This window comes from Dictyobacter kobayashii (assembly GCF_003967555.1).
GTDB lineage: Bacteria > Chloroflexota > Ktedonobacteria > Ktedonobacterales > Ktedonobacteraceae > Dictyobacter > Dictyobacter kobayashii.
In genome coordinates this window covers 820,414-834,173 of record NZ_BIFS01000002.1, presented here as the reverse complement: position 1 = coordinate 834,173, position 13,760 = coordinate 820,414, and the positions used below count along the sequence as shown (strand labels likewise).

Annotated in this window: 10 protein-coding genes; 7 read left to right on the top strand and 3 right to left on the bottom strand. The window is 50.0% G+C overall.

Annotation, left to right across the window (positions count from 1 at the left end; genetic code table 11):
• Positions 1-348 precede the first annotated feature (348 nt).
• Positions 349-564: a hypothetical protein gene (locus tag EL645_RS30335; protein WP_126555793.1), complete on the top strand. Its 216-nt coding sequence runs from the start codon at positions 349-351 to the stop codon at positions 562-564.
• An 83-nt stretch (positions 565-647) separates the two neighbouring features.
• Here EL645_RS30335 and EL645_RS30330 read toward each other — a convergent pair whose 3' ends face one another.
• A complete protein-coding gene (locus EL645_RS30330) occupies positions 648-1,940 on the bottom strand; it encodes an AGE family epimerase/isomerase (RefSeq protein ID WP_126555790.1) in 1,293 nt (430 codons plus the stop codon).
• A 298-nt stretch (positions 1,941-2,238) separates the two neighbouring features.
• Positions 2,239-3,522 (bottom strand): NAD(P)/FAD-dependent oxidoreductase, encoded by a 1,284-nt coding sequence (locus EL645_RS30325; protein WP_126555787.1) that lies wholly within the window; start codon positions 3,520-3,522, stop codon positions 2,239-2,241.
• Positions 3,523-4,164: 642 nt separating this feature from the next.
• Between EL645_RS30325 and EL645_RS30320 the strand changes: the two genes are divergently transcribed.
• From EL645_RS30320 to EL645_RS30295, 6 genes are all read left to right on the top strand, one after another.
• Positions 4,165-5,178: an AAA family ATPase gene (locus EL645_RS30320; RefSeq protein ID WP_126555784.1), complete on the top strand. Its 1,014-nt coding sequence runs from the start codon at positions 4,165-4,167 to the stop codon at positions 5,176-5,178.
• Positions 5,168-6,205, top strand: a complete 1,038-nt coding sequence (locus EL645_RS30315; protein ID WP_126555781.1) for a DUF58 domain-containing protein — start codon at positions 5,168-5,170, stop codon at positions 6,203-6,205. Before EL645_RS30320 ends, EL645_RS30315 begins: the two co-directional genes overlap by 11 nt.
• Positions 6,202-7,146, top strand: a complete 945-nt coding sequence (locus EL645_RS30310) for a VWA domain-containing protein (protein ID WP_126555778.1) — start codon at positions 6,202-6,204, stop codon at positions 7,144-7,146. Before EL645_RS30315 ends, EL645_RS30310 begins: the two co-directional genes overlap by 4 nt.
• 245 nt (positions 7,147-7,391) lie before the next feature.
• Positions 7,392-8,303, top strand: coding sequence for a R2-like ligand-binding oxidase (locus EL645_RS30305; protein ID WP_126555775.1), 912 nt, complete (start codon positions 7,392-7,394; stop codon positions 8,301-8,303).
• A gap of 394 nt (positions 8,304-8,697) precedes the next feature.
• On the top strand, positions 8,698-9,561 hold the full coding sequence (locus EL645_RS30300) for an alpha/beta fold hydrolase (RefSeq protein WP_218032135.1): 864 nt from the start codon (positions 8,698-8,700) through the stop codon (positions 9,559-9,561).
• A 285-nt stretch (positions 9,562-9,846) separates the two neighbouring features.
• A complete protein-coding gene (locus EL645_RS30295; RefSeq protein WP_126555772.1) occupies positions 9,847-12,525 on the top strand; it encodes a DUF8189 domain-containing protein in 2,679 nt (892 codons plus the stop codon).
• Between the two features lie 231 nt (positions 12,526-12,756).
• On the opposite strand, the gene EL645_RS30290 is transcribed toward EL645_RS30295, so the two are convergent.
• Entirely contained in the window at positions 12,757-13,749 is a 993-nt protein-coding gene (locus tag EL645_RS30290) for a hypothetical protein (protein WP_126555769.1), read from the bottom strand.
• Positions 13,750-13,760 lie beyond the last annotated feature (11 nt).

The window sequence follows — 13,760 nt, the reverse complement described above, 5'->3', positions numbered from 1 at the left end:
ATTCTTCTTTTCGGGGCAATAAACAGAAATTTCGGGAAAATGCTATTTATTGATTTCATCTCTCTTTATCCTTTATATGCATTTATATATTGTAGCTGCCTGGAGCTTGAATATGAATTTAAATATATATATCAATTATATTCATTAAATAGAGGGTTTAATCTCTCACCACGACAGAATGGCTAACCACCACTAGCACGAATGGTTCATCTCAGTATTGAACATACCCCCATAAGAGTTGTTATATGTGTAGGTGAGTATATTTGCCTTCGGAGCACCTCACTGCGTATAGTCTATTTTTATTGCTATTATCCATGGCATGCTTTATTAGAAAGGTCTGTTTTACCTATGAAATCAACCAAGCTAATGCTGATGGGCATCTTACTAATGCTGCTGGCAGTGTGTCTGGCCACCAGCCTTTCGCAAGCGCTTTTTAATATGTCGGCCAGCAATCCTCCTTTTATTTTGAAATTATTTCCCGGCATTGAGGCTTTCCTGGTAGTAATCGGTTTTGTGATGGGTGTGATCGGGTTTTTCCAGCAGGATGGTGTCAAAAAACTCTAAGCCTGGACAATAAAAAGATCGGCCTCTATTCCTCTTAGCGAGGGAATAGAGGCCGATCTTTTTATTGTCCAGCATGTAGCGGACTAAAAAGAGAGGTGGGGTATCTCTGTTTGTTGAATGGCATCTACTGCCAGTCCCATGGCTTCGGTGGTGAAGTAGTTTTCTAACTGCGGGTTCCCATTGGCATCTTTTGAGCTGAAGATCTGGAAGTTGGGGGTCACCCGGTAGAAGTAGCCATGATAGTTTGGCTCATAGAACTTGTTTGTTAACAAAGCTACGAGTTGCTGTTCCTTATCCAGGAATATCTGCGGTCTGCCAAACGCTTTCATGACCTGGTTGTAGCGATAGAGGCCAATTAAGGCATGGGCCTGTGCTCGGGTCTCTTTATATTTCTGTTCCAGCTTATTACTGTTCAAATCTACGGCGAAGTAGAGACCACCATTCGCCTGGTCCCATAATCCACTACTGACAAACATGCTTTGCAGTACCTGACTTGCTACATCCAGATATTGCTGGTTGTGCTCCAGCGTATATGCGACCGCCAGTGCCTCGACCACACTGCCCTGGGTACTGGCCTTGGCCTGATCATTGAGCACGACCTCGGTACCGTCGCTGTTAACCAGCATGTTGTTATAAAAGAGGTGGCTCTGCAAATTATATGAGGCCGCCATAGCGGTATTCAAAGTTGCTTTGCCCGCCTGGTACCAGGTGGGTTGATTCCAGCGTTTCCCTGCATCCATCAAGGCTACGCCGGCAGTGATTGAATGCTCGACGCTATATATGCCAGGAGTATGTGTCTTATTGTAGAGCAGGTTAATGCTCGTATCATACCAGTGGTTATAGTAGTTGCTGGCCGCCATATTGGCTTCAGAGACAAGCGCGGTATCGTTTAAGAGCAGTCCATCGCGTAGCAGATAAAAGTATACCCACCCCTTGGGAATGCTGTAATTGAAAAATTCATAGTGGACGATAGGCGAAATTTTCTGTATGTCCTGGTCGAAACGTGTGTCACCAGGATGCAGATACTTGTATTCTGCCAGGGTATTGAGATAGAACAGGTCTGTTTGAATGTCATGACTGGTGGGTGGATCGTCGTTGCTGCTGGGATTAACTTTATTGACCTGGGTCGGATCATTCATCATCCAGTTGACATACAGTCCACCGGTGGTTAGTGTTTTCGTTTTTGCGTTGGGATTAAAGCCATTCGTACCAATATTGAGTAGGACCTGTTGGGTTACCTGGTCAATGATTGGGTCTAAGGTGCGCACCTCTGGTTTACCATTGGCTGCGTGTACTTGTGCGCTATTTAGCACATTACTTGCAATGTAGCATAATACGATGAAGGCAATGAGGATTATTCTATATTTCTTCTGCATCAGCCACCTACCCCTTCTTTAACTACCATTTACACATACACCTGTATTGTATCAGGTGTGTTAAAAGGTGTTCTGAAATGTGATAATGTTATTTATCTTTGCGAAATTATACTCATACTTTACATAATTGCATATCAGGTAGCAAACAGAGGAAATTAGAAGAATGTCTTATGTGAATTTTTAGATGCCGAGAGGAGAATTACTGTGCTCTTCCAAACACGTGCGGGCTATCTGGAATGGCAGCCCGCACGTGTTTGATTAGCTATTAAATGACTTACATCTTTGATCTTCCAGCTTTTTATTTGAGGCTCGCAAGATCAAATTTACTATCCGACAGTTGTTTGGGATGTTGTATTTTTACCTCAGAGGCAATCAGTTCGCGTAACAGGTCCATCTGCTCATCATCATTTACCATCAGGGCCGCACGCAGTATACCTTTTTCCACATAGAGAGCAGTAAAGGTACCCTTGGACATGTCTCCACGAATAATGCTCTCGGCTTTGCTGGATGGATAGCCCAGCATATTGATCGAGAGGTCGAACTGGTCGGAGAAGAAGTAGGGAACATGGCGGTAAGGTGTATCCGCCCCGACCATATTGGTTCCGGCTATCTGACCAGATGACAGAGCGTTATCCCAGTGCTCAAAATGCATGGTGCCGACAACGAAATCGGGATAGGCAGCGACGTCGCCGGCGGCAAAGATGTCTTCGGCTTTTGTCTCCAGGTGTTTATCGACGATGATGCCGTGTTTCTTGTCTATCTCTAAACCACCAGAGGCGGCCAATTCAGTATTAAGTTGAATACCAATGCCCACAATGGCTATGTCGCAGGGAATCTCTTCTGTCTTGTTCTTATCGTTGGCGGGTGCGATTTTTACGCTGGCTAATTGACCGTTACTGCCTGCGACGAATTCAACCGCACTATAGCCATAGCGCATTGTGGCGCCCTCATGCTCAAATTTTTGCTGGAAGAATTGTGAAACTTCGGGCGCTACCATATCTGGCCAGACGCGCTCCTGAGGCTCAACAACCGTCACTTTGGCCCCTTTTGTCAGGGCGCTGGCTGCCCCTTCGAGTCCAATAAAGCCAGAGCCGATGACGACGACCTGTTTGCCCTTCCCAATCTGCTCGCGAATGGTGTTTGAATCATCCAGCGTGCGGAGCAGATAGACCCCGGGCAGATCGGCTCCGGGTAGGTCTAACTGGCGTGGGCGTCCACCTGTGGCCAGCAAGAGCGTGCGAAATTGGAGGGTCTGGCCATTGCTTAGCTTTACGGTGCGTGCCCGCGTGTCTAGCTCGGTTGCCTCTGTCTTCTCAATTAATTCTATATTCTGCTCTTTGTACCATGTCGGCATTTGTACATAGACGCCACCCTCGCCGTAGATACCCTTCTCACCTATCTCGCCGCGCAGATATTCTTTAGAAAGTGGAGGGCGGTGATAGGGAATATGCTCTTCTTGCGTTACCAGTACAATGCTTCCTTTAGCATCCTGCTTCCGAATCGTTTCGGCTGCTGTTGCCGCTGCTAATCCACCACCGATTAATAGATAATCAATGACGCGCTCAGAACCTTGCGTTGCCATACAAACTATCCTCTCTATTCAGAATATGTCTTATCCTCATGATCTCCGCGCTCAAACGCAGGCGTGAAGAGCGCGGAGGGCGCTCAAGAATTCTTCTTGTGTGGTGCAAAAAAGTGCGCCCCGCGCACTTTTTTGCACCACACAAGAAAAAACGCTCGGGTGCGCCAGCGCACGTCCACGCATGAGTGGCACGCTTCCCATGATGATGGGAGTAAGGCACATTCTCAACATCTACATACATATATCGGTCAGGCGATCTCATCTACTGCTGACAAAATCGACGGGAGCATTCCTATCCCTGAACTGTACACGATGTTGTTCGCTTTCCAGTTTCCATTGTTTCCATTTACATGTTTGTTTTCTTTCTTATATACAGGATTATTGTATAAAGCGTATTTCTGGTCGATGAGTGGTTGTAGAACGTAATATATGCTCCCTCTCGGCAGCAATGTCCAATTAAATGCTATTCAATCGTATGAGCGTAGCTGCCTGACAGGCGAACCCGTTCCCTCGAAACTGATCCATTCGAAGAGTTGAGCCCGTGGCAGCGGAGCTAGCCGCGTCCAGGCGGCGTTTACAATTGCTTTTCAATAGCTTCCAATAAAATAGATTTCAAAATCGGAATGGAAAAGGACGATGTTTATGACTCATCCTCAGCGGCCATTTGCGCCCCCTCTAGCTCAACCTTCACTGATTGAGCCGGTATTGTTCGAAGTAAAGCGTCTGATTGTTGGACAGGATCACCTTTTGGAGCGTTTGTTGGTGGCTTTATTGGCGCGTGGTCATGTGCTGTTGGAAGGAGTGCCTGGCCTGGCAAAGACGGCGACGGTAAAGGCGCTGGCCCAGGTTATCGGCGGTAGCTTTGGGCGCGTGCAGTTTACTCCTGACCTGGTACCGGCTGACCTGGTCGGAACGCGTATCTATAACGCTAAAAATGCTGAATTTATGACTGAACTGGGGCCCATTTTTGTCAATCTCCTGCTGGCTGACGAGATCAATCGTGCGCCGGCTAAAGTTCAATCGGCCCTGCTTGAAGTTATGCAGGAGCGCCAGGTTACAATCGGTAAACAGACGCATTTTGTTCCCAATCCATTTTTAGTGCTGGCCACTCAGAATCCAATCGAATCAGATGGCACCTATCCTCTTCCTGAAGCGCAATTGGATCGCTTTATGTTTAAAGTGCTGGTCGATTATCCCTCGTATGAAGATGAGATTGTAATTGTAGAGCGCGTGACGGGGACCAATATTGAGTTAAAGACCCTGTTGAATCCAGATCATTTGCGTGCTTTTCAGCAGCAGGTGGATCAAGTTTATGTGGATCCTCACCTGGTGTTTTATGCAGCGACTCTGGTCCATGCAACCCGTGAGCCAGCGCGCCATGGTCTGCATCATTTACAGAACTTGCTGCTGTATGGCGCCAGTCCTCGTGCCTCTATTAATTTAATCGCGGGCGCGCGGGCGCTGGCTTTTGTGCGTGGTCGACCATATGCTCTACCGCGCGATGTCGCTGACCTGGTGCCAGATGTATTACGCCATCGGTTGGTATTGAGCTATGAGGCGGTTGCCAGTGGTGTGTCTACCGATACTGTGGTGTCTGACCTGTTGCGGCGCTTTCCACCCCCTCAGATCGATCTAGGAGATCGCTATGTGGCTTGATAAGCATTTCCTGAAGCTATTCAGAACTCCATCATCCCTTGATCTTGATACTCTGGAATATCCTTCACAACAACAAAGGGCGACTCTGAGCTCTTCTGATCAGTTGTTGCGCCGCCTGAATTGGCGCTTGTTGCGGCCCCTGGCTAGCTATCTGGGTGGCAGTGAACATTCGCGATTTTTGGGTCCCGGCGTTGAGTTTTCGGAGATTCGTGCGTACCAGCCGGGAGACGATATTCGCTTTATCGATTGGAATATCTCGGCACGTACTGAAGTGCCGATGGTACGCGAGGCCTATGTCGAGCGGGCGGCCGATGTATGGTTCTTATTGGACCTGAGTGCCTCAACGCGTTGGGGGACGGCCGACTGTCTTAAACTGGATCGCGCGCTTGAATTGACTGCCCTGGCTGGCCAACTGCTTAACCGAGCAGGCAATCGCCTGGGAGCACTTCTCTTCGCGGAGAAACCCCTGACTATTATCCCGCCCGCTGTTGGTCAACAGCACCTGCTTCAGCTGTTAGCCCGCATCCGCCAGGTACCCCACGATGACGATGCCTGTGCTGGAACTACCGACCTGGTGGCTGCTTTGACTAAAGTTCAGACTGTGATACGCCGTCGTGCGCTGGTGATCATTGTCTCTGATTTCCTGGTTTCTGCCGGTTGGCAGGGGGCGCTTGGCAAATTGGCGCAGCGCCATGAAGTGGTCGCTGTGCGCCTGCTTGATCCACGGGAAGGCGCATTACCCGATGTTGGATTGGTGACCCTGGAAGACCCAGAAACCGGCCGGCAACTGTTTGTAGATACTTCGGATGCCCGCTTGCGTGAGCGTTTTGGGCAGGCGGCCCTCTTGCAAACCGAGCAGTTGCATACCGACCTGATGAAGTGTGGCGTCGAATTGCTCCAGATACGGACCGATGAAGAGACTATCACCAGCCTGGTCAGCTTCCTACAGACCAGGCGTGCGCGCAGGCTGCGTCAACCCTGGTCGCGCCGAGCACCGGTGGCCGTCTCTGGGAAGGGGGATATATGATAACCTTCCAATGGCCTCTCTGTCTTATTGCGCTGGCCCTTTTACCATTGCTGGCATGGCTCTATCTAGCAGCCCAGAAGCGGCGTCGCAGCTATGCTGTGCGCTTTACCAACCTATCTTTGCTTGAGCGCGTGGCGGGCAAAGGACCTGGCATGCGGCGCCATATTCCACCACTCCTTTTCGCGTTCGCGCTGATCACCCTGATTGTAGGCATGGCCCGCCCGGTGGCTGTTATCGCGGTCCCGCTTGATCGTGCCAGTGTGATGCTGGTATTTGATGTCTCAGGCTCAATGAGCTCACAGGATATGGCCCCGAGCCGTATCATGGCCGCTCGCCAGGCCGCGCATCTGTTTGTCAGCGCCTTGCCCGCTAATGTTCAGGTCGGGGTGGTTAGCTTTAATAACGTCGCCCTGGTCCGTGCACCTTTAACCGGCGACCATGAAATGGTTCAGCGCTCAATTGATACCTTGCTGCCAGGTGGTGGCACCGCCATTGGAGATGGCTTGAATGTAGCCCTTGATCAATTGCAGCAACAGCACGGAAATAATGGAGCCACTATCCCCGCAACCATCGTGCTGCTCTCGGACGGAGCGAATAACATGGGATCAGATCCCATGCTAGCCGCCTTGCGGGCGCGGCAGGCCCATGTTAAAGTCAATACAGTTGGCGTTGGCCTGCGCAGCACCTCACCCCCCAATGAAGGCCGACCCGGCTCAGGACTGGACGAAGACGCCTTAAAAGCCATCGCCAATCAGGCTAACGGACACTACTTCTACGCCGGTGCTAGCAGAACCCTCCAACAGATCTATTCCGATCTGAGCTCCCAGATTAGCTGGGTCACCCAACCCACCGAAATCTCAGCCCTCCTCAGCGCTCTCGGTATACTCCTCTTCCTCACCGCCGGCTGCCTCAGCCTACGCTGGTTCCAACGCTTCCCCTAAGGTTAAATATAGTCGATATTCAACTATATATTATATGTGGTGAAAAATGCGCAGTGCGCATTTTTCACCACATATAATATATAGTGCGGGAGCGCAGCACACGCACGCAAAAACAACAAATCCCCTATAGCTTTTACAACGCTTAAAGCAGTACAATAAAAGATATAAAAAGGCACACTGACATACCTGGCAACAACACACAATTATTCTCAAACTATAAAGTTTGGGAGAAAGCAGGTAAACAGATGGCTTACATTATCCAACATTCTAACTTCCAGACAACTGGTACCCTCGGACTGCGACACGACATCCTCCCTATGCGCCTCTATCATAAAGCAAAAAAGCTCGGTACCTGGGACCCGCGTAGTATTGATTTTACCCAGGATGCCCTCGATTGGCAGCAGTGCAGCCCCGAGGAACAAGAGACCTTATTAACCCTGACCTCTCTGTTCCAGGCTGGCGAGGAAAGCGTTACGCTGGATCTATTGCCCTTGATCGCCGCCGTTGCCCTGCAGGGCCAGCTTGAAGAGGAAATGTTTCTGACCACGTTCCTGTTTGAAGAAGCCAAGCATACCGAATTCTTTCGCCGCTTCTTAGATGAAGCAACCCATGTAGCCAGAGATTTACATGTTTATCATTCGCCCAGTTACCGCAAAATATTTTATGAAGAGTTGCCACAAACCATGTCGGCCATGTTCACCGATAATTCACCACTTGCCCTGGCTCGTGCCGCCGTTACTTATAATATGATCGTTGAAGGGGTGCTGGCCGAGACTGGCTATCAGGCCTATTTTGATATGCTGGACCGTAACCAGATCATGCCCGGTCTGAAACAGGGTATCATCTACGTTAAGCGTGATGAGTCGCGGCATATCGCCTATGGCATTTTTCTGATCTCACGCCTCGTGGCTCAGGACCCAACTCTATGGAGCACGATTGAAGAGCGTATGAATCAGTTGCTCCCTTATGCACTGGGCGTTATTCAAGAAACCGATAGTTCGTTGCCAGCGGGCGAAGAGAATCGTTTTGGTATCCGCTTGACCGATTACGTCGGTTTTGCCATGAGCCAGTTCAGTAAGCGTATGCAAAAAATTGAGAAGGCGCGTCAGCAGACACTTGAGCAGCTCTATCAAAGCCAGTTGGATCTTTCTGAATAGCGGGCGTGCGCATGCGCGCCCGCACTAGTATTATTGATGCTGCAAATGTGCGGAGCACATTTGCAGCATCAATAATACTAGTGCGGGTAAGACAAAGCGAGTATCAACAATAATAGTAGTGAATACAAGATGAAGAGAGTATCAACAATAATAGTAGTGAATACAAGATGAAGCAAGCATCAATAATAATAGTACTAACGTATTATTTGATAAAATAATTATCCACATGTGCTGTTGTATCAAGGTTTTATAATGTTAAATAAGTGTGTTAGTACAGCAAATGTGCGCAGCACATTTGCTGTACTAACACACTTATGCTCGGGCGCGCCAGCGCACGTACTCTAGTAAATGATACAATTCCCATGATTATGGGCATATAGAAAGAGGTAATTATATGGCAATGGTTCCAGAGGGCGTTTCAGCTAACGAGATTGAACGCTATGTAGAGCATGGTTATGCAGAGAATCAGGGCGTCAAGATTCACTATGCAGCTCTAGGGAGCGGCCCATTAGTTGTTATGGTGCATGGTTTCCCCGATTTCTGGTATACATGGCGCAACCAGATGCTGGTACTGGCCCCTTATTATCGTGTGGTGGCGCTCGACCTTCGTGGTTATAATTTGAGCGATAAGCCCAAAGATGGCTCTCAATATGCGATGCCACACCTGGTAGGCGATATCCAGGCGGTGATTAAATCCCAGGGACAGCAACAGGCGATTGTTATCGGACACGATTGGGGCGGCGCTATTTCCTGGCAGTTCGCTATCCATGTTCCTCAAATGACCGAGCGCCTGGTTATCTTAAACCTGCCACACCCGAAGAGCTTTTCGCGTGAGCTGGCTAACAATCCTCAGCAGCAGCAAAATAGTCAGTATGCCCGCAACTTCCAGATGGAGGGTGCCCATACCCAGCTTTCAGCCGAAGCTTTGAGTGCCTGGGTGACTGATCCGGTAGCTCATGCTCACTATATCGAAGCTTTCCAGCGCTCAGACTTTGAGGGCATGTTGCAGTATTATAAACAGAATTATCCGCGACCACCATATCATGAGATCACCTCACCGATCTCTAAAGTGCAGTGCTCAGTCTTGCAGATCCACGGCTTGGAAGATCGTTACTTGTTACCCAATGCTTTGAATTCGACCTGGGAATATGTAGAAAAAGATTGGACCCTGATGACCGTGCCGGGCGCCGGCCATTTCGTGCAACATGATGCCTCCGACCTGGTTTCGCGCACCATCTTAAGCTGGCTTAAACGCTAAGTGCGCATTGCGTTTCCGTCTGTGTAAGATCTCATTTCTACTCGCTCTCAGCGAGGATAAGCGTGCTGCGGCCCTATTGCTGGGGCCGCATAGTACTTTATGCCCCGCTTTCTTATAGTATAGGAGCGCCAGCGTCTCTTCATGGTAAGATAGTATTGCTCGTGCATTATTGAAATTGCCTGTGTAATTCAGATTTTCGGCCTATGATGTTATCCTGACCCCGGATTAGCTTTTGCGGCCACAGGCTCAATAGTATATTTGTATGAGCAGGAGGAGACAATTGCGATGGCCTATGATGTAAGCAAGAAGTTGGGGAATTATCGCTTGCTAGAATTGCTCGGCCAGGGTGGGTTTGCCGATGTATACCTGGGTGAGCATGTTTATTTAAAAACATCTGCGGCTATCAAGGTCTTACGCCTGCATTTGAGTCAGGGGGCCCCCAGTTCGTTCCTGGCTGAAGCTCGAACGATTGCTCGCCTACGCCATCCGCATATTGTGCTGGTGCATGATTTTGGGATTGAGAATGATGTGCCTTTTCTGGTGATGGGCTATGCCCCCTATGGCTCGCTGCGCCGGCTCCATCCTTTGGGAAGCGTGGTACCGTTGCAGACGGTTGCGCTCTACGTGAAGCAGATGGCCCAGGCCCTACAATACGCGCATGAGCAAAAGATTATTCATCGTGATGTGAAGCCTGAAAATATGCTCCTGGGTGAGCAGCAGCAGTTGATGCTGAGCGATTTTGGCATCGCCGTAACCACACAGAGCATGCCAAGCAATCCAATGTTGCCCAGGGCAAATAGTGGCGAGGCGCTTGGAACGACCACCTATATGGCGCCAGAGCTGTTTACTGCCGATGCTGTTTTTGCGAGCGACCAGTATTCCCTGGGGATCGTCATCTATGAATGGCTGTGTGGTTCCCCTCCCTTTAGCGGTTCAGATATGGAGATTGCCCTTCAGCACGTCCATATCTCAGCGCCGTCGCTGCTGGATAAGGCCGCTATTACAGCCGAGGTCGAGCATGTTGTGATGAAGGCGCTGGCCAAAAAACCTGAGGAACGTTATCCGTCGATGCTGGATTTTGCTCATGCTTTTGAGCAAGCGTGCGCAGCTACGTTTCCTCAAGCTGGTGCGGCGGTTATCTCTGCTGAATCTTTGCCTCCTCCCACTCCATCTGTCGCTCAAATGAAGTTCGCGGTGCCCCCCTCTACGCCGCCTTTAGATGTACCTGTGGTACCTGAGGCTCCGCGCCCAACATCTGGCTCTTTATCTGCTTTACCATTTTCCTCGCCTTCTAATAAGTCAGAGATCGTGCGGCCACAATTTGGTTTGCCATCATCTGCCAAATCAAAGGCCTTGCTGCCTGCAACTTCACAAGAGGTGAGTCCTGCGCCAGCTTCGTTATCACCAGCCTCTTTGAAGCTGCCTGCGCATGGGGCCGGGACGACCAGGCGACTCGCTGATTATGCCTCCGATGCCGCTGAGCCTTCTGAGAATAGCCTGCATGGAGCGCGACCTTTGCGGCTCTCATCCTTTATGTCACCCGATGAACAGGCTGGCTCCGATGCCACAGTTATTGATATACAACTGGCCCCTGCTGGACAGGATCAGTCCAGATTGGCGGCTTTGAAGCAGCTATGGCAGGCTCAGGCGGCTCCCGCCATCAAACATCTGTGGGTCGATCAAACTGTGCCCACTGTAAGACATCTCTGGGTTGATCAGACGGTGCCTGCTGTAAGACATCTCTGGTCTGACAAGGCTGTACCTGCGGCCAGAAAAATACTCTCTATTCCGTTGGTGTCGCCAGATCCGCAGCAGGAGTCGCTGCCACCACCTTATATGCGTTCAAATAGCCAGCGTTTGCCTTTACACTCTACGCAGTCGGTACCGGCTGCTCATAAGCTGATTCAGACGCAGTCGGTGCCGGCGATCCCACCTTCAATGCAACAATCTTCGCCGGTCGTCTCGCGGCGCGTCGTAATTGGCAGCCTGGCTGCTGTGGCTGCCGCCAGTGTGGCTGGCGTGGTAGCTATGGCTAGCTGGCAGAGCCTCTTTCAGACTAAAGAAGAGACCGCTCCAACATCTGTACCGCAACATCACCAGGCTCCAGCTCCTGCGCCGACCTCGACTCAGACCCCTTCGCCAACCGCGGTACCGCAGAATGCCATTGTTCTGGGCCCAACACGTCCAGCCGTAGTTTCCTGGGGACCAAATCAATTGGATCTTTTTGTGCGGGGAACTGACGGTGGCTTATGGCAACGTCACTATGATGGAAGCTGGCATGACTGGGCACATGTGCTCGATGGCCTGTCCTTTGATCCGGTAGTTACCGCGTGGAGTCCGGGCCGCTTCGACGCCTTTGCCCGTGGCGCTGATAATACCCTGCAGCATACCTGGTATGATGGGAGCTGGCATCCCTGGGAGTCACTGGGAGGCTCGCTGACCTCAGATCCCTGTGCTGTCTCCTGGGGACCAAATCGACTGGATATCTTTGCGCGCAGCGTCGATAACGCGCTCTGGCATAAGGCCTTCGATGGAAGCTGGCATGATTGGGAACGCCTCGATGGAGTCATGCTCTCCAGCCCTTCCGCTGCTACCTGGGGACCAAATCGGCTGGATGTCTTTGTCAGAGGTGCTGATAGTGCGCTCTGGCATCGTGGCTTTGATGGGACCTGGCACGATTGGGAATCGCTGGGAGGCTCCTTCGAATCAGACCCGGCCGCAGTCTCAATTGGCGCTAATCACCTGGATGTCTTTGTGCGCGGAGCCGGTAATGTCTTGCAGCAGCGTAGCTTCGATGGCGCCTGGCACGACTGGCAGACCCTGACCGGTGTCCTGACCACCAGCCCCACCACCACCACCTGGGGCAATGGCCGCATCGACGTCTTTTCTCGCACCGCCAACAATGTCTTACAACAAACCTGGTATTCAACCGGCATCTGGCAGCCCTGGCTCTCCTTAAGCTAAATGGTTTCAAGAACGAATGGGAGAAAGCAGATATGGATAAAGCGGCTTCTCAAGCACGAACCCATTCCATTCCATAAATAAAGGCTTCGGCAACACGAAACATTCCCCATCATGATGGGGGCGTTTCGTGTTATGCGAGCTTTTTTTGATGCCAAACATGGTTCTATTCAAAAAACAACCGGAACAATTTGTTCTGGTTGCTTTTTCGAGAGGGAAGAGATTGACAGTATATTATCCGCGTGGATCATAAATCTGATTGATATCATTGGTTGAAATCGGGTTCTGGGGGATAGTAATACTGACAGATTGGTTAAAGCGACTGCAATTGAATGTCAGCGTTTGCTGTATTGTCGATGGCGCATACCTATCATCCATTATCTTATAGTCAATATCGCTGATCGCGCGATAGACATAGCCAGTATTGGCATCGATCCAGAAGTCACTGCTACCCTGAGTATTTTCTGTATGCAGTGATGATAGAAAAGAATTATAGTTTTCTACATCTATAGCTCGTAGATCAGTTCGATTTTCCTCGCTGAATGTGGCCTGGATATGGCGTAGCGTTATTCCATTAATAGTTTCCAGACCTTTATCGTTAAGTGTGCTTTTTTGTTGGGCTAGATCAATTAATGATCGAATCTGAGCTATAGCGGATACAGCGAAAACCTGTGTATTTGTTTGTTCATCCAGTATTTTTTTGCTGATCACATACCATTTTTGGTTGGCGATCGGATCTCCCAACAGGTAGACATTATCACCCTGGATACGCTGATCCATCGTGAATATACTACCCGAATGGGCATCAAAAGTTGGCGGTTTCTGTTGCTCTTGCAAGTGTATTTGTGAGGTATTGGCACCACTTTCATCACCTTCTCCTTGCTTCCAGCTATTGTAGGCCTCTCTTCCAGGCAGAGGTAGCAAGGCTTGAAGGATATCTCCTGACGGGTTCGCTGCCGCTGGCGTAATATCCTGGCGTTTAGCATCAAGCGTGAAATGGACCCCTGTGAGATCATTCATTGCCTGGCTACTTTTTTCTAAGAGTTGTTTTGGCGTAGGTGTTGGTGTTGGTATGGGTGTCACGGCCTTTGTCGTAGGCGTTGTACCGGTGGTCGGACTCTTCGCCTGCACATTATCAGTTGTTGCGGGTGAGTTGCTGCAGGCGCTCATTAGTAGAACCAGGAGCAGTAGACAGCAGCCGAGACAGACATTGATACTTTTTTTCATGTGCTATCAAT